The sequence below is a fragment of the Calothrix sp. CBUCES-K 9914 genome (assembly GCF_059640475.1).
In genome coordinates this window covers 1-23,020 of sequence record NZ_JBXXZH010000151.1, presented here as the reverse complement: position 1 = coordinate 23,020, position 23,020 = coordinate 1, and the positions used below count along the sequence as shown (strand labels likewise).

Here is a 23,020-nt window from a genome sequence, read left to right as displayed (position 1 = left end):
ATTTGTAAAGTTAGCAATACCAAAATTGAATATAAGTTTTTGCATGACCGAGTACAGCAAGCAGCTTATTCTTTGATTCCAGAAGCATTAAGAAAAAATACTCATTTCAAGATTGGCAAGCTACTTCTAAATAATATCACGCCAGAGCAGCAAAAAGATAATATTTTTACCTTAGTTAACCAACTAAATTTTGGTACTGAATTACTAAAAACGCAAATCGAAAAAGACGAGTTAGCTCAATTAAATCTGATTGCTGGTCAAAAGGCTAAATCCGCTACAGCTTATGAAGCCGCTGTTAATTACTTAAATATAGGTTTAAAAATATTATATCCCGACAGTTGGCAAAATCAATACAGATTGACTTTTAATTTATATATAGAAACATCCGAAGCCGAATATTTAAATGCTAATTTAACAAGAGCATTGACTTTATGCGAATTGGCATTACAGCAAGTCCATAATCTCTTAGATAATGTCCAAATTTACCAAATAAAAATTAAAATTCATCTAGCGCAAAATCAAATCGACACTGTTTTAGATATTGGACAAAATGCTTTGCAGATGCTAGGTATTTCCTTAGTAGAATCAGCACCACAAAATATTGATGTTGAACAGTTGGCTAGCTTATCACCCATGACTGATCCATACAAGTTAGCAGCAATGGAGATTTTAATTCTTATTTGGGCTTCTGCTTGCTTTGGTAAAAGTCCAATGGCATTACCAATACTCTACACGATGGTTGAACTTTCTAGGCAATATGGCAATTCGCCACCATCTATTTACGCTTACGCAATTTATGGTGTTATTACATCTTGGTTATTTCTAAATATTGATCTTGCCTATCAACTTGGTCAAATATCTCTAAAAATATTAGATACATTAAATGCAAAAGAGCTTAAATCAAAAGCATTAGTAACGATTTACATGGCTCTTATCTATAAAAAACAGCATATTAAAGAAACCATAAATTCTTTGTACGAGGCAATTGAAAGTGGACTAGAAGTGGGAGATATTGAGTTTGCTTGTCATGCTGCCAATTTTTACTGTTCTCATCTTTTTTTTGTAGGAAAGCCTTTAGAATTAGTTGCCGAAAATCAGGTGAACTATATTAAATTTATTAGTAAATTAGAGCAGAAACATCCACTTTATCTAAATAAAATATGCGCTCAGTCAGTCAATAATTTACTTGACGAATCTGCAATTAAAACTAAATTAGTTGGTAAAATTTTAAATGAAGAAGAAGTTTTACCTGAATTTATATTAACTAATAATTTAATGTTTTTGTTCAATATTTATTTTTATAAATTATTTCTCTCTTATCTTTTTGAAGAATATAAAAGCTCTGTAAAATATGCAAAAATAGCATTAGACTATGCTGGATTTATTCAAGGTGAAGTTATATTTACGCTGCATAACTGGTTTTATTCTTTAGCTTTGCTGGCTGAGTATTCGGAGAATTTATTGCAATCTGAAAATCATCAAATAAATCAGTTAAATGAATACTTAAGCCAAGTAGATGAAAATCAGAAAAAGATGAAATATTGGGCTGAACATGCTCCCATGAATTATCAGCATAAATATGAATTAGTGGAAGCTGAAAGAGCTAGAGTATTAGGGCAACCACTTGCAGCTATGGAGTACTACGACCGCGCGATAGCTGGCGCCCACAAAAATGGCTATATTCAAGAAGAAGCGTTAGCTTATGAATTAGCGGCTAAATTCTATTTAGCTTTAGGGCGCCAGGAAATTGCTCGAACTTATATGACTAAGGCACACTATGGTTATATTTGCTGGGGAGCTATTGCCAAAGCTAAAGATTTAGAATCCAAATATTCACATATTCTTATTTTTTCAAAATCTGCCAAAAATACCACCAATTTAGAAGTTTTAGATTTGACGACAATTATAAAGTCTTCTCAAGCTATTACCAGCGAAATTATTTTAGAACGGTTACTAAAAAAATTAATGACTATAGTGATTGAAAATGCAGGCGCCCAAACAGGTTTTCTTATTTTGAAACAGCAAGAACAGTTATTTATCGAAGCCAAAGGTACTATAGATACTTCGGAGATAGTACTATACCAATCAGTACTAGTGGAAACTAGCCACCAGTTACCCAATTCTTTGATTAACTATGTAGTTAGAACAAAAGAGGACGTAATTTTAACGGATGCATCTTGCGAGGGAATATTTACTACAGATGCATATATTATTCAAAATCAATCCAAATCTGTGTTGTGTACGCCGATTATTTATCAGGGCGAGCTTTTTGGTGTACTTTACTTAGAGAATAATCTCGCTGTCGGCGCCTTCACATCAGAAAGATTAGAAATATTAAAAATTTTATCGTCTCAGGCAGCAATTTCGATTAAAAATGCTCAACTTTATCAAGACTGTCAACAAGAAATCTGTGAGCGTCAGCAGGCAGAAGAAGCATTACGCGAAAGTGAGAAAAGGTTAGCACAGTTTCTCGAAGCAGTACCTATAGGTATATTTACCATAGATTCGCAAGGGCAACCATATTATGCAAATCAAGCCGCACAAAAAATTTTAGGTAAAGGAATTGTTTCTAGTGCAACTTCTCAATTATCTGAGATTTACCAAGCTTACATGCGTGGAACAGAAAAGTACTACCCTGATGAGCAGGCGCCTATTACCAGAGCTTTGAATGGCGAAAGTACTGTAATTGATGATGTTGAACTTCATATAGCAGATAGAATTACTCCTTTGGAAGTTTCAGCAACACCTATTTTCGACAACAAAGGTAATATAATTTATGCAATCGCAGCTTTTCAAGACATAACACAGCGCAAGCAAGCAGAAGCAGAGCTTGCCCTGAAAAATATGGCATTGCAAGAAGTTACAGACGAATTAGCCAAGTATAACCGCAACTTAGAAGAGAAAGTTCAAGAGCGAACTAAAGAGTTAAGCCAAACATTAGAAATACTCAAAGCTACTCAATCTGAACTAGTTATAGTCAATCAAGAACTACAACGTCTCTCCAGAATAGATAAGTTAACTCAAATTGCCAACCGCTTGTATTTTGACGAATATTTGTTGCAAGAATGGAATCGCTTAGAGCTTGAGCAACAACCATTATCATTAATTATATGTGATGTTGATTATTTCAAAAAATACAACGATTTTTACGGTCATCAATCCGGCGACAACTGTTTGCAACAAGTCGCTCAAGCATTACTTTCTGTGGTAAAATCATCAACACATTTAGTAGCTCGTTATGGTGGAGAAGAGTTTGCCGTGATTATGCCATCAACAAATATGGAACAAGCAATCATCATCGCAGACGCAATTAAGCAAGCAATTAATCAAGCAAAATTACCTCATGATTGTTCAGATATTAGTCAATTTGTCACAATCAGTTTGGGAATAGCTACTGTAATTCCGAATAATAGCATCTCTCCAGCAAACTTAATTGCCATCGCAGACAAAGCACTCTATGAAGCAAAGCGACAAGGACGCGACCGTTATATACATGCATCATAAGGGACGGGCAAGGATGCCCATCCCACAAGATTTATCTCACAAGATTTATCCCACAAGATTTATCTCACAAGATTTATTCCACAAGATTTATCCCACAAGATTTATCCCACAAGATTTATCCTACAAGAGTTGTTTAAAGTCTTTTTTGTGCCTGAGCTAGAAGTTGTTGAGCTTCGGCGTAGGAAGTTGTTCCGGGTTTGACTGTTCTTAGTTGGTTGATGATATCATTAATTTCAGCTTTGAATTGCTGAGAATTAGACGGCGCCGATATAATTAACCTTTTTATATCTCGGTTTGCTGCTTCGAGTATTTGTTTTGCTTCACTTTCATAGCGTTGTCTGCTTTGAATAATTCCTAAGTTTGTTTGATATTGGGCTATTAGTTTTTGTGCTTCGACGTAACCCGCTTCTTTTACGCCTATATTTTTAAGTTGCTGAATTGCATTGTTCCATTGTTCGGCTATTTGTTCCCATTTTTCTGCCGGGTGCGGTGGGTTTTGCGATGTTTTTGCTGCTTCGATGGCATATTGTTTTGCTGCTTCGATGTAATTGTTGCTACCCGAGTTGTCTATTGTTCGGTATTTAACTTGTACTGATGCTAGTATTTGCTGTGCCTCAAGAAAACGAGGGTTCTCTCTGGGAATTTCATTAAGTCTGTTAATTGCCTGTTGCCATAATTCTGACGCAGTTTGCGGTTGTTTTGGTTGAATTTTTTGGGCTTCGATGTCAAACTGTTGTGCAGCAGCAATAAGTGTAGCTGTTTGAGCGTCTTCTAGTTCTTGTTTGTAAGCTTTGAGTTTTGCTTGAGCATCTTGTGCTGCTAATGTTTTTGCTGGAATTTGCTCGAATAAATTTATTGCACTTTTCCAAGCTTCAATAGCTTTTTCTTTTTCTCGGATACTTGTAGCTCTCTTATATTCTGATTTTGCGGTTAAAAGTAGTTGCTGTCCATCTTCTAGTGGTGTAAGGGCATTCTGGTTCTGAAACGCAACGGCTTGTAAACGTGCGGTTTTTTTACGCGCGGTTTCAAATTCATCGAAGGAGAATCTCCAAGCACAACCAAAGTAATTACAGTAAGCTTCTGGGTAACGATCTAATGACCAAACTGGTAATTTATCTAAATGTTTCTTTGCTTGTAGGACTTTTTCTCCACCTCTTTCTATATCAGCAGCGCTAGTAGGGTTATCTAATAGCTGTTCGGCTTGACCAAGTGAATCAACGGCGCCACGATAATTAAAGTCCATTTCCATATAACTTGGTATCAGTAAAATAGGCGCCGTTTTGGCAACTGATTTACGAATCATCGGGTTAGGTAAATTTACTAGCCATACAAACCCTGCACAGCTACCAATAAAAATTAAAAAGAATGTAACTTTTGTTAATATACCTGGTGGACGATTTGCTCTTATAGCTTGTTTGAGTACTTTTTCATTGAATTGTGGATATATATCAGAAAAAGTATCACGCAACTCATCTATGGTAATCATACCTTTTTCTAAACGCAGCTTTTCCAACCGCTTCATCACAATTAGCTTCTCAGTTTTTCCAATTGCGTCACTGGTAGCACAGCGTTCGACTTCATCCCTTAATATTTCAAACGCGCGCTTGTTTAATTTCGTCATGATGAACACCTTTTTATATATACCCCTCCTTAGTGTTCCCGTGGAAATAAGAAAATAAGAGAAGTATAAAAAAAATAAATTATTGACGCTTGACAACGCGGTAACAATTTATTTTATAGTTTAAGTGAATTCAACGTTAACAGTGGACGCGATATTTATTAATTAATTCTAATTGTAAACATGGCAACAAAATACAAGTAAAAACCGACGTGTAGAGACGCGTTCACGGAGTGTTCCGAAGGAAAATTTCGCGTCTCTACATTCGTGGAAATCACGCAAAATCGTGGTACTGAGGGGTCAAACCTACTATTCGCCAGCGGTATCCTTGAAGGAAAGGGGGTTAGGGGGATAGGTTTTACGTTGGTTTTTCCACATAACGTGAAAAGTCAAAAGCAACACAGCTTGTAAAAACCAGTGATGGACGACTTGTGTTAGCAAGTGCTGCCAAATTAACTTCTACAATTGATTCTGTTTGTGAAGGAAGTTAGTTGTTAGATATTTTTGGCGCCAACTCGCTTATTTAGTATTCTGGTTGAAAGGTGTCACTTCTCCTGCGTCATTAATCAACGTGATGGAACCTGGAGCTAAAGATTTGAGTATATTACTAATTCCAGTAATTAACGGCAGCAGATAATCTGGGCGCGTACTACAAGCATCTAAAACTATAATCCGCAATGTCAAACCATCAAGATTCTGTTGATACGGCAAGTTCTTATCCGCTGTCATAAACACATCAAAGGGATGTGATTGTGCTAAAGCTAAAAGCTCAAAGCTAAATGTGGGAAATCTTCCAAAAACTCAGATAAACCTGCTTCACCTTCAAGGTAATCAAAAAAGGTTTGTAATGGCACTCGCGTTCCAACAAACACCGGAGTTCCACTCATAATCTCTGGATCGGAGTGAATAATTTCTCGCTCACGCAAAAATGATTGAATGTCTATCGTACTAGTACTCATATCTAATGACATTTAGGAGTTTCATTTTTATTAGCTGGTAATTTACAGCCTAACGTAAAATTACGATTTATTGATAGCTACATAGATATGCCTCTATTTTACACATATTCTCATGACCCAAACCACAGTGACTTTTAGGATTACTCATCGGATATATAACTGAGGATAGTTACAAAACAGAGGAAATATTGCTAAAATTTGTAAAGAAAATTACAAAATCTTATATTAATTATAATGACAACAGCTTTAATTACTGGTGCTTCTGGCGGGATTGGTAAAGCTTTTGCCGAGGAACTCGCTGCTCGTAATAACAATTTAGTACTTGTCGCGCGCTCTGAAGAGAAGCTTCATCAGCTAGCATCAGAGTTGCAAGCTAAATATGATATTAAAGTTGATGTTATTGTCAAAGACTTGGCGGAAGTTGGTTCGACAGAGCATGTATTTGATTATACTAAAAGCAAAGGAATCACAATTGATACGTTAATCAACAATGCTGGCTTTGGAGACTATGGGGACTTTGCCGAGCGTGATGGTGAGCGGCAGGTACAAATGGTGCAATTAAATGTGCTAGCGCTAGTTGATTTAACACACAGGTATTTACCATTGATGCGAGAGCGACGTAGTGGCGACATTATCAACGTATCATCAATAGCTGCGTTTCAACCGATACCTTACATGTCAGTATATGCCGCGAGTAAGGCATTTGTATTAAGTTTTAGCGAGTCGCTATGGGCAGAAAATCGCGCGCTTGGTATACGTGTTCTGTGTGTATGTCCTGGTCCAATAGATACAAACTTTTTTATAGCGGCAAAATTTCCAGAAACAATTGCAGCAAAAAATACTAAAATCACTAAAGTTGATACTGTCGTTCGGGATACATTACAAGGTTTGGAAAAAGGAGAATCTGTAGTTGTCAGTGGTGGTTTAACTAGCCATTTGATACCAAAATTATCACGATTTGTTCCGCGTAGAACTTTGGTTAGTGTATTGGAGAAGCAGTTTAAAGTTTAAACACCTAACATTCACAAAACGAAGCGCTGTTACAATTGAAAGTCGGTGCGTGACGCTACAAGTCTATAGCTACGTTGATATTTTTTCGTAGCGTCACGCACCCTACGGCGCCTTTTTGAGGTTTTCTATTCCTTTGGTAACCCGTGCGGATTGAATTCTGTCTCCTTGTTTTATTTTGTCAACTACATCCATACCTTTGGTGACGTAGCCGAAAACTGCGTAATTACCATCAAGAAATGATAAGTCGGTCAAGGCAAAATAAAATTGTGATGATGCGGAGTTTGGTTCGTTGGAACGAGCCATTGCTACTGCACCACGTTTATGACGCAAAGTTGGCGGTTTTGAAATTTTGGCATCCTGTAAGGTTTGCCCATATATAGGCTGAGGTGCGCCTATGGGTTTAATTTCTAAAGGTACGTAACGAGTTGTTCCAGTTGCTGGGTCTGTCCAAGAACCTGTACCTAGTTGTTCTGCTGGAAATTTGGGGTCTTTACTTTGAGGGTCGCCACCTTGCGCTACAAATGGCTCTGGTTGTTTGACAACGCGGTGAAATACCAATCCATCATAAACTTTTCTCTGTACCAAGTCTACAAAGTTACCTGCGCTAATTGGAGCATTAGTACCATCCACTTCAATTGTGATGGGTTTGTTATTAATTGTAATAACTACAGTTGCTTTACCTACTAGTCGGGGTAGGTTTTTTAGTGCAGATGCTGGTGGCGCCTGAGCTATTTGCTGCTTATTGATGTTACCTGCTGTGACTGGTTGCTGAGTTACGCTGTATGTTGTCAGGGAAAGAGTAATTATAGCCGCAATGCTGGCAACTTGGATGATGTTGGTCATTTATTTGTTATTTTTTAGTTGTAGGGTGGGCAGTGCCCACCCTACATTGTTATACATATCTTGTTAACTGTACGCGGTATCTGTCTTTTTTGGTGACAGCAATTTCACCCACTTCTAGGCGCCCTTTGCCGCGTATAGAAACCATATCACCTGTTTTGAGTTGCGAAGAAGCACTAGTAGTTTCTTTCCAATTGACGCGAACGTCACCTGCATCAATAAATTCGACCATTTTGCTGCGTGACATTCCAAACCCTGCGGATGCGACTGCATCGAGTCGCAACGAAGCTTCGACCGTTGTTAGCTCTTTTTTCTTAGGTTCACGAATTTTCAGAGCGCTCAATTCGATACGTCTTGTTGTAACTGGTACTGAACGTACTTGCTTAAGGTGTGTCTCTAAATATTCTGCTAACTCAGGTACTACAATCACCTGGGCGCCACGTTCACCTAAAACAATAACATCGCCCGTTTTGTCGCGTATAATACCACAACCAAGCATGGCACCCAGGAAATCACGGTGTGTTGCAGTATCAAATAGAAAATTACCCGCAATATCAAGCGCAACTAGTTCTACTTGCGACTCGTCTAAGGGAAGTTCGGAACGCGCGATAGCAACTCTAGTACGTTCTGCTTGTGGATATCCACCCCACGCAATTAGATGAATTTCTGTAAGACGACCAAAAGATCTTTGAACTTCTGCCAACTCCGGAGGTGAGAGAAAATCTGTCATTACAACTTCCCAAGTTTTGATCGCTTGCTCCGCTTGGTCGATGACGCGCGCAACTTCGTCTCTATTTTCAACACCCTTTAAAAGTTCTTCTCGTGGCAGCATGTGAATAATTAGTGATATATCAATAGCTATTTCTTGATTCTAACGTCAATTCCCATCCATACACCTCTAATCCAGGCGCCGAAGGGACTTCCACCGTTGCTTTATTTTCCATTCCTAATTTTTCCACAATCCGAATCGAGGCAATATTATCTTTGGGAGTATGGGCGATGATTTTCTTGGCTTCTAATTGCGTAAATGCAAAATCTACCAGTGCTTGTACTGCTTCGGTAGCATAACCTCTATTACGATAAGCCGGTAAAACTTCGTAACCAATTTCTAATGTCTCACTGCCTTCCAACTTTCCCCCAAAACCTAAATCCCCAATTAAAGTAGAATCATCAGTGCGAATTATCAACCAAACTCCATACCCTAATTGCGCGGGTTCTGCCTTCAGTATCTCAATATACTTCGGTAAAAATGCTTGAACTTCTGTATTGTACCAATCATCTGGTACATACGCAGTTAAAAGTTTTTCTAGCAGTGGTTTATTTTTGGCTAGAGTAGCTTGAGCTACTTCCAATGAACAAGGAAGTAACTCAAGACGCTGTGTATCAATATATAAAATTTGTTCCATCTAGTTAGTAAACGTTTGATGTGTCAGCATAACCCTGAATATTTTCTGGGTCAAACCGACGTAATATGCGAGTTGCTTCGCGAGTTAGGTTTTCTTGACCTTGAACTACTATTAAGTATTTACCCGCATCAAGACGATTACGATAAGGCAAAGCATCACCACTACCAATAACCAGACCTACTCCACCTCCAACAAAGATACTACCTAGCGCTCCACTTGCAGCACCTAGTAGTCCTCCAATAACTTGATTACCAATCTTACCAGCCCACGGAAAGGTGTCTAAACCAGTTATTGAATTAAATGCAAGTCCAGCAAAAAAGCCGAATGGTACTAACCATACCGCCATAAATTTCGCTTGCTTACCTGCTTCTTCTTTCGGGTCAATCAAGCCAAACTCATCGGCACTTTTATACCCCTTACCTAGGATAGTACTATTTATACCCCCTTTTTCTAATTCTAAGTAAGCAGCTTCGGCTTGGATGCGGTCTGGTAGTACAGCAACAAGGTAATTCATTGATTATCAAATTTTTTTTGTAATTAGATTTGCTTCCATTTATTAGGTTAGCAGCCTCAGAAACATTAATATGAGTGCTACACATTAATGCTTACGAACAAAAACACTTATTACTTCAAATCAAAGACAAAAGCGGTATGACTTCACTTTAATGAAGAGTCAAACGGTTCGCAAAAATTATCAATGCCTTGCTTGATAACATACATCAGAACAGGCGCCGCCAAAATGCTGGGGAATGTGGGCATCGTTCTAATATGGTCAATCATCTCCTTGATAGAGTCATTTTTGAGCGAGGTGCGAAATTCTTGCTGGCAAATCACAGCACGCCATTTACGAGCTAATGCGTCCAACCATTCGGAGTTCGCGCGTTCAGGTTGTTGCCCAACGCGAATGGCAAGTGTCATTGCAGCGTCTTCTAAATCTCCCTCACAGTCTTCGATGGTATCGAGTGCTTTTAAGGCAAGGGAATCTTCTGCAAGTTGCGAGCGAAATTGTGCAATTTCTTTTGATGTAACTGTTGTCATTTCGATTTTATATGAGCAAAGTGGTTAATCCACTGCAAGCGCGATGTGATTACTCGTTTTGCTATTGTAAATTTTTCTGCCAACTTTTTCACAACAGCAACAAAATTAACGTAGAGACGTTACATGTAACGTCTCTACGTATTGTTTTATTTAGTTATTGTTTTATTGACGTGGACTCCTGGTGGTGACGGCACGCTGTATTGCCGCCAAAGCGCGGTTGTAACTTAAAATTGCAGTTACTCTGTTTCCTTCTGACTGCGTAAGTCGGTTTTGAGCATTAATTACATCAGTTTGCGTCCCAACTCCCGCTTGGAAGCGCAAGCGTGCTAGTCGCAGTGCCTCAGTTGCCTGGTTAAGAGCAACATTGGCAGTTTGAACGTTTTGTAAGTTCGACCCTAACTGTAAAAACGCCTGTTCGACTTGAAATCGAATTTGATTGCGTTGTTCAGCAAATTGTGTTTCTGCAATACTAATAGCTTTACTAGCTTGTGATGCACGCGCACGTGCGGCGCCACCTTCATATAAGTTAAGACTAGCTTGCACTCCTACAGAATAGCCATCAACAACAGGAATTTGGTCTTGGAACTGGTCGAGTAAGTTGTATTGAGCAACTAAACTAATTTGTGGACCAAGTGTGGAAAGTGCCTGTCGTCTTTGCTGTTCGCCAATACTGCGTTGAGCAAGTTGCTGTTGCAGTTCCGGCCGATTTTGCAGTGCTAAGATAATACTTTGATCGAGTGTTTGGTTCCATAAACCAGCAATTGCTACAGGGTCAGCAGCACTCAAATTTACTGGTTGCGGTATATTTAGTGTTGCCTTTAACTGTCGTTGTGCAATTTGCTGCTGTGATATCGAATTTGTCAGTTGTTGCTGCGAATTCGCCAAGTCTACCTGGAATTGTAGTACATCGAAACGAGTTCCAACTCCAGCCCGCTCCAGTGCTTGTGCATCGCGTAAGGAAGCCTGTGCATTCACAACTGCCTCCCTATTAATTCGCACACTTTCGTCCGCTTGTTGCAAGTCGTAATACTGGGTTGTAACGTTAAGGCGAATGGTTTCAGACTGGACTTCAAGGTTGAGTTCGTCAAACCTTAGCTGTTCTTCAGCTTGACGGATGGTAGCTTGGCGCCTTCCCGATGTGTAAAGATCGTAACTTAGTTGGGCGTTGCCCGAAAGCCCCGTACTTTCTTCGGCGCCTGGTATTTGATTAGCCAAAGCTGGGTTTCGCCTAATTTGCGCTTCCGAACTCAACTTGTCTCCTGCCGAACGCGAACGAGTTATAGTCGCATTCAAGCCCAACGTTGGCAGTAATGCGGCCTGCGCCTCCCTAACAGCAGCTTGACTTCGCTCAACTGTAAGTATTTGTACTTGTAACTGATTACTATTACGACGCGCGGTTTCTAGTGCTTGGTTTAATGTAATCGGTTGCGTTCCCCTAATTTCCACTTCTCCAGGTTTGGTCGGAAATTGCAATGGATTAGGGTTAGAGTTGAGACCAGGAATTTGCACTTCGCTTGCGGGAACCTTACCTGGTTGTACCGTTGCTGGTTGTCTTTTTTGCTGCCCACTACGATTTTGTGCTATCAACTCTGCTTCTTTCTGCAGTGGTACTGGTTTTAAAGAAGAGGCACCTGCTTTACTTGGTGGAAGTTGAGCAATAGTTAAAGTTGGAGTCGCGATGGTTTTCTTTGTGACTGGCAAGTTTGTTACAGATGGAGACAAGTTAACTTTGTTTAAGTTATCTGTTGGCTCGCTACTGTTTTCATTGGCGCCGATGTCAAAATTTGTAAAACCAAAATCTGTAAAACCAAAATTTGTAAAACTTAATGAATGACTTTCTTCCCCATACAAACCCACTAATGCCAATAATACATTTGCATCTACGGGTTTTTCAGGCGTATGAGTTTGATTTTTGATTGCCGATACCAAGTCTTTGGGACTCGAAGCGATAAAACTTCCAGATACTGCGCTGCTCGGATTAGAGACAGCACGCACATCATGTTCAAATTGAAATAGCACCTGTTGATTAATAGTTTTTGTAGCAAAGGTATTATTAAATACAATTTGCTGTGGCAAATCGTTTAGTTTGGATACATAAATCGAATCTAAAGCAAGAGTAGGAGATACAACCAATTGGGGTTCACTTACTTTTACAGTGTCAGCCAAACTTGGATAGGAAGTCAACACAAACAGTGTTACTCCCGGTAAAAAGCAGAAAAATAGTTGCTGTCCGTTCACCGCGTTCCTCACACAAAACATAAGGCGATTTAACCCTTTTGGGTTTGTCGATTGGGCAATCGATATTTGGCGAGAGCCAACCGACTTTACCGTTTCTTACGCATAGAATATAACATGATACTGGCTTAAGTATCAGGATTTTCTTTAGGTTGAAAGCCTCTAACGATGCGCGATAATTCTGCCTTTTCATCCGAGACAACCTTAGATGGAGAACCGCTAACAATTCTTTCGTAATTGCGGAAAGAATCTTTAATATCTGGACCATCCGCAGTGATGTTGTATTCACGAATACCTTTATCGTGCCATGAACCGCGCATTTTAAATACATTAATCGCGCGCGCCATTTCACCGCGAATTTCAACATACTGCAACATTAATATTGTGTCGGTAATCGTTGAAATATGTGAGTCTGTAATCGAATGCGACCCCATAAATTGGTCTGTTGTGTTGGTGAAAAACCCTGTAATTTCTTCTTGCTTGGCGTAACCTGTTACACCAATTACAAACTGTCGGAAAGTATTATTGGTAACACCGCGCGCTAGTGCCGATAGAGAGTCGATAGCAATCCGCGCTGGTTTAAATTCTGCAATTTCTGATTTTATTATTTGTAAATGGTCTTCCAAACCAGTTGATTCGGGGTAAGTGCAAATAATTTTCAATAACCCTTGACGCTCTAATTCTTCAAAGTCAATCCCCCACGAAGAAGCATTCCTCGACAACTGCGCTCGTGACTCTTCATAAGCGAATAGTATCGCGCGCTCGCCTTTATTACACGCTTCTTGAATAAATTGGCTGACTAGTAGCGTTTTACCAGTACCAGTGGCGCCAGTTGCCAAAATAATCGAATCCTTGAAGAACCCACCACCACACATGTCATCTAAAGTTTTGACACCAGAAGAAACGCGAACGTTGGAAGAACGCTGCGTCAAACGCATTGCTCCCAGAGGGAAAATATTTACACCGTCATTAGTGATAGTAAAAGGGAACTCCCCTTTCATATGCGTAGTTCCACGCAGCTTAAGAATTTCTATTGTACGTCGGCGCCGCTCACCTTCCAAAACATTACGGACAATTACTACATTATCAGAAACAAACTCCTCTACACCAAACGAAGCAACAGGCCCGTACTCCTCACCACGTTCAGTTGTAATAATAGTTGTTACATTCAGCAGTTTCAAACGCGCGACCAAGCGGAAAATTTCACGCCGAACAACCCCAACTGCTTCATACTGTTGAAAAACTGCGGTAATTGAGTCGATCGAAACTCTACGTGCTTTATACTTACGAATAGCATACTGCAAACGCTCAATCAGCGCGCTCAAATCAAAATTACCAACGATATCTTGACCTTCAGGGTCAGGTGATGCATCAAGTATAAACAGTTTCCCTTCTTCGATTAAACGCTGTAAATCCCAACCAAATATATAAGCATTTTTTATAATATCACTCGGCGATTCTTCAAAAGTTACAAATACACCTGGCTCGTTGAAGAAATGAATACCGTTGAAAAGAAACTGGAGAGAGAATAATGTCTTGCCAGTTCCAGATGTGCCGCTAAAAAGAGTAGTTCTACCAACAGGCAAGCCACCATGACTCACATCGTCAAAACCCTCTATCATCGTGCGTATTTTTTCTACACCTCCACCTCTCGGTGTTTTATTTTGCCCTGGCAGGTCGTTTTCACTCATTTTCTAGAACTTTCATTAAATATTTTCATCTAGGTATTTATCTGGTATTGTAATTATATTGTATGCTTTTGTAAATATTAATTACTTTTAACTTGCTATTCTTCGACTAAGAAATCCTCTTCTTGTAGTTCTTCATAAAGTAAATCTAATCCAATTAATACACGTTCACGGTCTGATAAATCGCCGATTATTTTACGAACTGGGGGCGGTAAAATTTTTGATAAAGTTGGTGTGGCTAGTATTTTATCTTCTTCTGCTAGTTGAGGGTTCTTCAGTACATCGATCACTTTCAAGGCGTATACACCCTGAAACTCTTGCTCCAAAATGTTTTTGAGCGTTTTCAGTGCCCTTACTGAATTTGGTGTGTTCCCTGCTACATAAAGCTTCAGAACATAAGTTTTTCTTAATTTACTCATATTGGTATGCATACAAGCTGCATATGTTCAGGATATTGATGGCGAGAGCTAACCGTGTACTTTTGAAACAGAATTTCGATACACCTCACACAGATGAGCAAGAATGTCGATTAACGTCAAGCGGTAATCAAGCAGTGTTTCATCGCTCCGCCCCTCTAATTTTAACTGTTTGGAAAACTCGTCAATCAGTTCCATATGCATTTCTATAATTTGCGGCACAGGAATATTAGCACAAAACAGCGCGTCAATGAATTTGTCAATCAACTCTGGCAATGTTTCGTCTTGGGTGAAATAATTTATGAGAATCAGTTGGTACTCGGATTTTAATCGCTGTAGCACTGCCTGTTGGTCAGCTGTCATCATGTGGAATATTTCTTTATTTTCGTGATTTGTTCACACAACCGTGCTGGCATCAACCCGATAGCATCTATCTGAAGACAGAAACTTCATATTTTTTTGGCTGAACAGAGGCGCCGTGCTACTGCTGGCTTGGGTTAAAAATCTTGTTGCCTGATAACATGTAGTTAATCGAGTCGAGTCGTAATGGGCGGTTATCAATACAGGATGGTAACAGTTTGATCTAAAATCTGTAATATTACTTTGCAATTGAAGTAGTTGATAAGATATTTGAATAAACATAAAAAATTGTCTCATTCTAAATCATTATAATTCCTAAAGGTTTATTCGCATTGTTTTAGGGTCATAATTGTCATATCAGTCTTTACTGGGAGTTTGGATACGCAAGCAGAATTTTTACGCCTTTGTCTTGCGGGCGCTTTGGTTGCATCAAGAGTCAGATAGTTTCCCCCAACTAGTCATGCTCGCAAAAGCTGACTATCGGGCATCAAATGTTAAGGCTAAATTAATTTATCCTATAGTTTATCCAAGCTGAAGAAAGGATTTTCAACAAGTTTTACTGTTTTTTAGATCACACCACTTCCATTCTGCTGTCTGACAAACTGGTGTAAGAGCAATAGTAGTAGCTTGCGGAACAATACGGGACAAGAGCGAAAACAATGTCAATGCTAGAATATCCGCTTGATGAATTTATCATATCCGTGCCCATCTGCTCGCAAACGACAACCTTAGCAGATGTGCTGCTAAAGTTTGAGCTTGAAAACTGCGACCGTCTAGTCGTTGTTTCCGAACTCGAATGCCCTATTGGTATACTAAATTTGTCGCACTTGTTACCGCAACTCCTATCGGCAACACAAGCTCAAAAAGTCAATAATTCCCAAAAACAACTTTTCAGCTTCGGTGCCAATATAATAAAACCAACACGTTGCGTATCAGTAGAAACAAAGATAGAGGAATTATCTCAAGTTTTATATTCTGTCAGCAGTAGCGACGAGCTAGTAGTAACAGATAGAAATGAGAAATATTTGGGATTGCTTGATAGTACTCGTTTGCTCAAGCATTTAAACAAACTCATGCTGAGTGTTAGTAATGATAATAATATAAAATCAGCGAAAAGAAGCTCTAAAAGCCGTAATTCTAAGAAAAACCAGGTAAAACCAGTTTCAGAAGCTCTAAATAGTGAATTCCAACATAAAATTCCACAATATCAATCTTTAGTGCAGTTAATCGAACGTTTACCGTGGCCATTAATGCTACAAACGAGTAGTGGTGATGTTGTAGCGCAAAACCCTGCATGGTGGCAGCAGTTAGGAGTACTAAAAGACCCTGAAGGAGTGCGGGAAGAGGTTGAGACTATTTTATCTGCCTCGGTTTTTGGGTCAAACTCAAATTCCACAGAGCGCGCGAACATCAAAGGTAGTGGAAATACCAATAAAAAACCAGTTTCAAACAAAAAACATGGCGCCCTCAAAAACAGTCGGTGTGTTCTGGATAACCAGTTAGGAACTTGCACTTGTGTAGTTGAGGTACAAAGTGGACAGGAACGAGTATGGCAGTTTGCAAAAATTCCTCTCGATAGTCCAGAAATAAACGTACTCGAACAAGTTACTGCTGCTCAAAAAGGTTCTAATATACAGACACGAGAGCAGTTTGTTAATGTGTCAGATACAAATGCGTCAGATATAGGGCTTCCAAGTTTTGATGATTTTGTTTCTTCAAGACAAGTTGCTTCACTACTTAATAACTCGGAATTCAAGTCGATAGCAAGTTATAGCAGTAATTTATGGTTAATGCTGGCAACGGATGTCACAGAACAGCAACAGCTTAGTAAAGAGTTGGCGGCAAAAAACGCGGATTTAATACAAATGAACCGTTTAAAAGACGAGTTTTTGGCTTGTATTAGCCATGAACTCAAAACGCCATTAACTGCTGTTTTGGGGTTGTCACGGCTATTAATAGACCAGCAACTAGGAGAATTGAACGAGCGACAAGCGCGTTATGCTGGACTTATCCATCAAAGTGGGCGCCACTTAATGAGTGTGGTCAATGACATTCTTGACTTGACCAGGATGGAAACCGGGCAAATGGAGTTGTTATTAGGTACAGCAAAAATTAAAGCCGTATGTGAAATGGCTTTAAGTGAAAGTAAAACAATCCATGCTTCTAGTAGTAAAGTACAATCAGATAAAACTCACGAATTCATCTTAACTATCGAATCTGGCTTAGATGAGATTGTTGCTGATGAACAGCGGTTACGGCAAATGCTCGTTCACTTACTTTCCAATGCTTTTAAATTTACCGAAGGTGGTGGTAAAGTTGGTTTACGTGTTAATCGCTGGGAAGGTTGGATTGCTTTTACTGTGTGGGATACAGGAATTGGCATACCAGAACATCAACAACATCTGATATTTCAAAAATTTCAACAGCTAGAAAATCCGTTGACTCGGCAGTTTGAAGGGACAGGTTTAGGACTGGTATTGACTCGTGCTTTAGCAAGACTCCACGGTGGCGATGTGAGTTTTTTGTCACGGGAAGGTAAGGGAAGTCAGTTTACTTTATTGCTTCCTCCCAGTCCTCCTAAAGCTGGTTATACAGAAAACTCTCTTGACCCTCATGGGCGCCGAGAGTTAGCGACAGAAACATTACAGCGAGATAAGTTAGGTAGTCCAATGCACTCAGGCTACGGACGACAGTCATTTTTAGATGGTGTTCCATCTGCTTTAAACAGCTTTGAAGCAATTAATAGTGCTATGGGGCGCCATGATTCCTCACAAAGGTTAATATTAGTAGTTGAAGCAGTAGGTAGATATATAGAGTCATTGACAGAACACCTAACTGGAATGGGGTATCGTGTTGCAATTGCCCGTTCTGGATGCGAAGCTGTGGAAAAAGCACGAAGATTACAGCCCAAAGCCATATTTTTGAACCCACTGCTACCGCTATTATCAGGTTGGGACGTACTTACTTTACTAAAATCAGAAGAAGCAACACGTCATATTCCTGTAATTGTGACGGCAACTGTTGCTGAGAAAGAACAAGCTTTTGCAAACCGTGCGGATGGTTTTTTACGCTTACCCGTACAACATCAAATGCTTTTGCCATTACTCGACAGTTTATCTGTGACACCGGAAGTCAAGAAGCATGTTGAGGAAAGTACAGAGATTATTAACAATACACCACTACGAATCTTGCGACTTGCAAATCCTGATGTTGTGAGTAACCAACCGTTGTTGAACGACCATCGCGTTATCGAAGTAGATGATATTGAGCAGGCAGAATTTTTAGCGCGAGTTTGGCAGTTTGATGTCATGTTGTTAGATGCTCCGACTGAGGCAGCCAAAAAATATCTCGAAGGTTTGAGTCAGCATCCAAGATTGGCAATTATACCCTTAGTAACATGCAGTGTGGAAGTTTCTCAAATCGCTTCGCAAATTACAGGACTTTTAGTTTTTCCTTGTTTAACACCATTAGGTAACGAAGCAACTTGTAATCCTGTTTATAATTTGAACACGTTGCTTTCAGTCTTACAAATAGCTGCAGGAATATCTTGCCCACCTAATATATTAGTAGTTGATTTAGCGATATTGCCAGATTTACCTGAGACGCGCAACACGCATTTACGTAATCATCGTGTCGAGAAGGTAAATATTAGCGATAATACAGGCGAAAATAAAAGTCAAGGTATCTCAAAATCGACTGTCGCGCGTGGTTCGGAATGGATGCAGGCTTTAATTCAGTACTTACAAACGGGTGGTTTTAAAGCAGGTTCATGTCGTTCATGGTCAGAATTATTACAACAAATTCGTCATCGCAGTATCGATTTATTATTGATTTGCTTAGAGGAGTCGGCGCCAGAAAAACAGGTAATTTCCAGTTTACAAACGCTGGAAAAACTACCTTTTAATTTACCTCCAATGTTGATTCTTGACCGACGTTTGAATGTCACCGAGAATCAAAGTTTATTACCAGTAAAAGCAACTGCTAAAACTTTACCTCGTTCTATTTCGATGGAAGATTTACTAAATGAAATCCATGACATATTAAAATAATCGCATTTATTAACCCTTCTTCAAAGGCACTCTTACCAACTGATAGGCGCCGCTATTACCTAAAATTTGATAGTCTGTTGGCTGTAAACCAATTTCTAAGACTTTTTTCGGCTCTGTCAAAATTAGTACTGATGGAGAACCTGTCTTAGAAACTAGGTTTTGAATGTATTCGTTTGCAGCTTGATTTGTCCTGATATAATTTACATGGCGCCGAGTGTAAAACGCTACGGTTGGTTTTTTAAAACCAATCATAATTAATTCTTCTTGGGGTCGGATGTTTTGAACTGCAACAGCGGACAGGTTGCGTAAAGGTAACTGCCGTGTACCATCCATAAGAAAAAGTGCTGGTGTTAAAACGAACAGTATAAATAGAGCAAATGCAGTTATATTAGCTCCCATCAAGGCAACCCAGTTTTTTCTAATCAGTAAAAACGCTAGCACAACTGCACAAACCAGCCAAATGATACCACCATACACTGTAATATTAGACTGCTGTAGTATTTGAGGAAAAGTTGGTGCAGCAGGGTCATAACCGAGTAATTTAGGAAGATAGAACAAGGCAACAGAGCAAGCGGATACAAAAACAACATTTACCCAACCGCTTAAACGAAACCCAGGAGTTGGAGATTTGGTAATTACATCAGCCCACAGTAATCCAACGAGTATAGCAGCAGCAGGCATTAAAGGTAAAACGTAGCTAGGAAGTTTTGTGACGGCAATAGTAAAAAAGCTAAACACTGCTAAAAACCAGATGAACGCAAACAAACTAAGTTGCTCAACTCTAGTTTTGGCGCGCCAATTTTCCCGTTGCCAGAACTTTAAGTTTAACATCGCGCTGGGTAGGTAAACTGAATATGGAGCAAAACCAAGCAGTACAACTATAAAATAGAAAAACCAAGGCGCCTGGTGACCGTTTACAACCTCAGTAAAGCGTTCGACGTTGTGGTAGCCAAAAAATGAATTTATATAATTAGAACCATTGCGCCAGATAACAAGCATATACCAAGGCGCCGACAAACCGAAAATAATTAGTAAGCCAGGAATAAGACGTATTTCCCGTAGCACTTCGACAAATTTACCAAGATAAAATAAAAAAGCTGCAATAACCAAACCTGGTAAAACTATACCTATTGGTCCCTTAGTCAAAATGGCGCCAGCAACTAAAACATAAAATGCAAAATACCAACCTCCACTTTTTTCCCCTTCCCCGTGTTTTGCATAGCCAAGAAAAAAGCAAAGTAGCGACGAAGCGATACAGCCAGTAAGCAACATATCAGACACACCTGTTCTACCCCAAACTAGCATAGAAGCATTAAAAGCCATCATTGCTGTAGCTAAAGAAGGTATTAACCATCGACGAGTTGCAAGTGTAACACTTTCAAGTGCATCTCGCTTGAGAAAATACCACTGCAAAGTATAAAAAGATAAACCTATTGTTGCCGTAGCCGCAGCAGCACTAGGAATACGCACAGCCCACTCATTTACACCTATAATTAGATATCCAATAGCTTGAAACCAATAAACTAAAGCAGGCTTATCAAATCGGGTTTCATCATTGAAAAATGGCGTTATCCAATCATTACGCACTAGCATTTGACGTGAAGCTTCAGCAAACAGAGGTTCAGTTTCGTCTATTAAACCGATACTACCCAAATGCCAGAAAAAAGCTATACCACAGATCAAAACTACCCATAACACAGAACAAGTCACAGCAAGGGCTGGACGTTTATTAATATCTTTGCACCAGTCGTCTAAAGCACGATTAATCATTATTCAATAGTCAGGAGTCTATAATTGATTTAGTAACTAATTGCTAATAGTCAGTATTCATACCTTATAAGTCAATAGTCGTACAATACCTAATATTAGTTGCCTTTTCCCACCTCTTTCCCAATTGAATCATTAACCATGAAGTTATATAATATCTAATTGTTGAGTAAATTTATTGCAAGCGAGGAATAAAATACTTTGGTTTAAACCAATTTAAAAACTCTCTTCTCTGTGCCCTCTGTGTCTCTGTGGTAAAATAATATTACCTGCATTTATGACTGCACAGGCGAGACGCCTATGCTACAAGTTATTAAAAAATTAATTTAAATTCGTCGAATTTGATTACTTCGCTATCCGGCTTACGGGTATCAAATCTATAACTACTAACTGTACCTGTTTCGGTATCAAAAATACTGAATACAGTGATTTCATTACTTGAAATATAAGGAATTTTGGCGCCATCTTCACTTAATATGGGCGCCAGTGTAGGTATAACTGGTTCTAAGCCGTTGGGGTCGCCTATATCAATATAATCATCGCTACCTATTACAGGTACATTACCACGTTTGCGACTTCCATAGGCGGCGCCGTAAGAATTGCCGACATTAGAAGTTTCGATAAAATGCATTCCTGATGCACTAGTAAAACGGTTCCACAAATGGGAATGTCCAAAAAACACAAGTTGTACTTTTGCTGCTTCGAGTAACGGTACTACATCACGCATCAAATAATCTGCGTTTTTAGGATATTCATATCGCACATCTTTGATATTACCATTGTCATCATGTTCGATAACTTGTACCGGGTCGGTGTAAGCTGGAACAATATTATCACCGAGTGTATGGGGTGGATGGTGCAGCATAACTACTTTATATTTAGCCTGTTGAAATTCTAAGCTGTTTAATTCTGCTTCCAACCAGTTATACTGTGTACTTCCTTTTGCTATGGGTTCATAAATAATTTGCCCGTAACCCCAATTTTCTGGGTTTTCTAAATCATTTGTTGGTTCTCCATACTTACCTTTGTGTCCATCTTCGGTTGTTACAAACCGCCACATATTTGTAGCATACAGTACTACTAAACGTATATCACCAAAGGTGGTAGCGTAATAAGTTTTGCCTCCTGTCTCGCTTTGGGGTAAAGTAAAAATTTCTTCGTATGTATCGGTGTTGAAGGAATTATCTTTTAAATATTCCTCTCCATATAACTTACGCGCGATATCACGAGGGATAGTATCGTCAAATTCTTTGTTTATACTATCTTCCCGCGCGAACCGTCCCATTAATTCATGATTTCCAATACAGGTAAACATTGGTGCATGTTGTATAATTTGCCCACCCGTATAATTTACTTTTACTCCATCCCAATTCATTTCATAATTACCGCGTCCTTGTAAACAAGGGAAAAAAGCATTACCTCGGTTATCATCAAACCATTCGCTCGCGCGGTCAGGTATGTTAACTAAATCACCTGCAAACCAAACTGCATCAACTTTTCCAATTGTTTCTGTAACTTTTTGTAAATTTGCCGCCACCATTGGTTTGATTTGATGGTCAGATGTAAGGAGAATTTTTAATGAGGTATTGGGAAGTGGGAGAGGCGCCAAACTAAACACTTCACTAGTTACAGTGGCGCCATTATCAGTACTTGTAACGCGATAATTAACTCGTACACCTGGAGTTAAGTTTGTAATTTCGGCTTCGTGGCGCCAGATATCACGGGTAATGGGTTGAAAGTATGTTGGGACAACTTGTGAGTGTTGGTCTTCGCGCGTGCGACTAAGTTTTGTTGTGGTGGCGCCAGTACTGAGATGAAGATTTTCGCCGTAGTTAACTGTATGTTGTGAACCTGCAAACTCGGTAAACCAAACAACACGCACTCCTGTAGCTGTTGGAAGTTGTAGGAAGGGGTCTGTTAGTAGCTTTAAGGTAGATGACATATATTTATATAGTATATATTTTTACCACAGAGACACAGAGAACACAGAGTAGAGACACGTTTAGTCGTGACTTTACAAAGAGTTTTAGAAATTTTACTTTAGCAACAAGCCAAATAAATCTCCTACTGTTAATTTAAATTCGCTCGCAAAAGTCGGTACGGGTAATTGCTGTTGAGGTTCATCAAAT

General features: G+C 39.3%; 17 protein-coding genes. 3 read left to right on the top strand and 14 right to left on the bottom strand.

The window, feature by feature from the left end; genetic code table 11:
- Window positions 1–3,504: diguanylate cyclase domain-containing protein (locus AC2JBO_RS28000; protein WP_496956904.1), on the top strand; the 3,504-nt coding region annotated here is incomplete at its 5' end.
- Window positions 3,505–3,637: 133 nt separating this feature from the next.
- On the opposite strand, the gene AC2JBO_RS27995 is transcribed toward AC2JBO_RS28000, so the two are convergent.
- The 3 genes from AC2JBO_RS27995 to AC2JBO_RS27985 all read right to left on the bottom strand — a co-directional run bounded on the left by AC2JBO_RS27995 (window position 3,638) and on the right by AC2JBO_RS27985 (window position 6,093).
- Complete coding sequence (locus AC2JBO_RS27995) at window positions 3,638–5,125, bottom strand: hypothetical protein (protein WP_496956903.1); 1,488 nt, start codon at window positions 5,123–5,125, stop codon at window positions 3,638–3,640.
- A gap of 516 nt (window positions 5,126–5,641) precedes the next feature.
- The gene (locus AC2JBO_RS27990; RefSeq protein WP_496956902.1) at window positions 5,642–5,851 is read right to left on the bottom strand and encodes a hypothetical protein; all 210 of its coding nucleotides are present in this window, start codon (window positions 5,849–5,851) and stop codon (window positions 5,642–5,644) included.
- 32 nt (window positions 5,852–5,883) lie between these two features.
- Window positions 5,884–6,093 (bottom strand): DUF433 domain-containing protein, encoded by a 210-nt coding sequence (locus AC2JBO_RS27985; protein ID WP_496956901.1) that lies wholly within the window; start codon window positions 6,091–6,093, stop codon window positions 5,884–5,886.
- Window positions 6,094–6,315: 222 nt separating this feature from the next.
- On the opposite strand from AC2JBO_RS27985, the gene AC2JBO_RS27980 reads away from it, so the two are divergent.
- Entirely contained in the window at window positions 6,316–7,092 is a 777-nt protein-coding gene (locus AC2JBO_RS27980) for an SDR family NAD(P)-dependent oxidoreductase (RefSeq protein WP_496956900.1), read from the top strand.
- A 102-nt stretch (window positions 7,093–7,194) separates the two neighbouring features.
- Here AC2JBO_RS27980 and AC2JBO_RS27975 read toward each other — a convergent pair whose 3' ends face one another.
- From AC2JBO_RS27975 to AC2JBO_RS27935, 9 genes are all read right to left on the bottom strand, one after another.
- Window positions 7,195–7,935, bottom strand: coding sequence for a peptidylprolyl isomerase (locus AC2JBO_RS27975; protein WP_496956899.1), 741 nt, complete (start codon window positions 7,933–7,935; stop codon window positions 7,195–7,197).
- A 49-nt stretch (window positions 7,936–7,984) separates the two neighbouring features.
- The gene (locus tag AC2JBO_RS27970; protein ID WP_496956898.1) at window positions 7,985–8,764 is read right to left on the bottom strand and encodes a photosystem II electron transport protein, Sll1252 family; all 780 of its coding nucleotides are present in this window, start codon (window positions 8,762–8,764) and stop codon (window positions 7,985–7,987) included.
- 19 nt (window positions 8,765–8,783) lie between these two features.
- Complete coding sequence (locus AC2JBO_RS27965; protein WP_496956897.1) at window positions 8,784–9,338, bottom strand: GNAT family N-acetyltransferase; 555 nt, start codon at window positions 9,336–9,338, stop codon at window positions 8,784–8,786.
- A gap of 4 nt (window positions 9,339–9,342) precedes the next feature.
- Complete coding sequence (locus tag AC2JBO_RS27960) at window positions 9,343–9,852, bottom strand: hypothetical protein (RefSeq protein WP_496956896.1); 510 nt, start codon at window positions 9,850–9,852, stop codon at window positions 9,343–9,345.
- A 143-nt stretch (window positions 9,853–9,995) separates the two neighbouring features.
- A complete protein-coding gene (locus tag AC2JBO_RS27955) occupies window positions 9,996–10,376 on the bottom strand; it encodes a hypothetical protein (protein WP_496956895.1) in 381 nt (126 codons plus the stop codon).
- 162 nt (window positions 10,377–10,538) lie between these two features.
- Complete coding sequence (locus AC2JBO_RS27950) at window positions 10,539–12,563, bottom strand: TolC family protein (protein ID WP_496956894.1); 2,025 nt, start codon at window positions 12,561–12,563, stop codon at window positions 10,539–10,541.
- Window positions 12,564–12,739: 176 nt separating this feature from the next.
- On the bottom strand, window positions 12,740–14,302 hold the full coding sequence (gene kaiC / locus AC2JBO_RS27945) for a circadian clock protein KaiC (RefSeq protein WP_496956893.1): 1,563 nt from the start codon (window positions 14,300–14,302) through the stop codon (window positions 12,740–12,742).
- A 95-nt stretch (window positions 14,303–14,397) separates the two neighbouring features.
- The gene (kaiB, locus tag AC2JBO_RS27940) at window positions 14,398–14,718 is read right to left on the bottom strand and encodes a circadian clock protein KaiB (protein ID WP_496956892.1); all 321 of its coding nucleotides are present in this window, start codon (window positions 14,716–14,718) and stop codon (window positions 14,398–14,400) included.
- A 48-nt stretch (window positions 14,719–14,766) separates the two neighbouring features.
- Window positions 14,767–15,090, bottom strand: coding sequence for a circadian clock protein KaiA (locus tag AC2JBO_RS27935; RefSeq protein WP_496956906.1), 324 nt, complete (start codon window positions 15,088–15,090; stop codon window positions 14,767–14,769).
- Window positions 15,091–15,740: 650 nt separating this feature from the next.
- Here AC2JBO_RS27935 and AC2JBO_RS27930 point away from each other — a divergent pair.
- Window positions 15,741–19,124 (top strand): ATP-binding protein, encoded by a 3,384-nt coding sequence (locus AC2JBO_RS27930; RefSeq protein ID WP_496956905.1) that lies wholly within the window; start codon window positions 15,741–15,743, stop codon window positions 19,122–19,124.
- A gap of 9 nt (window positions 19,125–19,133) precedes the next feature.
- Here the strand turns inward: AC2JBO_RS27930 and AC2JBO_RS27925 are convergent, their stop codons facing one another.
- Both AC2JBO_RS27925 and AC2JBO_RS27920 read right to left on the bottom strand, forming a co-directional pair.
- Entirely contained in the window at window positions 19,134–20,894 is a 1,761-nt protein-coding gene (locus AC2JBO_RS27925; protein ID WP_496956891.1) for an ArnT family glycosyltransferase, read from the bottom strand.
- 310 nt (window positions 20,895–21,204) lie between these two features.
- Window positions 21,205–22,833 carry a purple acid phosphatase family protein gene (locus tag AC2JBO_RS27920; RefSeq protein ID WP_496956890.1) on the bottom strand — a complete coding sequence of 543 codons (1,629 nt, stop codon included), beginning with the start codon at window positions 22,831–22,833 and terminating at the stop codon, window positions 21,205–21,207.
- Between the last annotated feature and the right edge of the window lie 187 nt (window positions 22,834–23,020).

Bases quoted from the DNA above. Each gene is read 5' to 3' on its own strand.
- AC2JBO_RS27995 (WP_496956903.1), bottom strand. From the start codon at position 5,125: ATGACGAAATTAAACAAGCGCGCGTTTGAAATATTAAGGGATGAAGTC.
- AC2JBO_RS27990 (WP_496956902.1), bottom strand. From the start codon at position 5,851: ATGACAGCGGATAAGAACTTGCCGTATCAACAGAATCTTGATGGTTTG.
- AC2JBO_RS27985 (WP_496956901.1), bottom strand. From the start codon at position 6,093: ATGTCATTAGATATGAGTACTAGTACGATAGACATTCAATCATTTTTG.
- AC2JBO_RS27980 (WP_496956900.1), top strand. From the start codon at position 6,316: ATGACAACAGCTTTAATTACTGGTGCTTCTGGCGGGATTGGTAAAGCT.
- AC2JBO_RS27975 (WP_496956899.1), bottom strand. From the start codon at position 7,935: ATGACCAACATCATCCAAGTTGCCAGCATTGCGGCTATAATTACTCTT.
- AC2JBO_RS27970 (WP_496956898.1), bottom strand. From the start codon at position 8,764: ATGCTGCCACGAGAAGAACTTTTAAAGGGTGTTGAAAATAGAGACGAA.
- AC2JBO_RS27965 (WP_496956897.1), bottom strand. From the start codon at position 9,338: ATGGAACAAATTTTATATATTGATACACAGCGTCTTGAGTTACTTCCT.
- AC2JBO_RS27960 (WP_496956896.1), bottom strand. From the start codon at position 9,852: ATGAATTACCTTGTTGCTGTACTACCAGACCGCATCCAAGCCGAAGCT.
- AC2JBO_RS27955 (WP_496956895.1), bottom strand. From the start codon at position 10,376: ATGACAACAGTTACATCAAAAGAAATTGCACAATTTCGCTCGCAACTT.
- kaiC (WP_496956893.1), bottom strand. From the start codon at position 14,302: ATGAGTGAAAACGACCTGCCAGGGCAAAATAAAACACCGAGAGGTGGA.
- kaiB (WP_496956892.1), bottom strand. From the start codon at position 14,718: ATGAGTAAATTAAGAAAAACTTATGTTCTGAAGCTTTATGTAGCAGGG.
- AC2JBO_RS27930 (WP_496956905.1), top strand. From the start codon at position 15,741: ATGCTAGAATATCCGCTTGATGAATTTATCATATCCGTGCCCATCTGC.
- AC2JBO_RS27925 (WP_496956891.1), bottom strand. From the start codon at position 20,894: ATGATTAATCGTGCTTTAGACGACTGGTGCAAAGATATTAATAAACGT.
- AC2JBO_RS27920 (WP_496956890.1), bottom strand. From the start codon at position 22,833: ATGTCATCTACCTTAAAGCTACTAACAGACCCCTTCCTACAACTTCCA.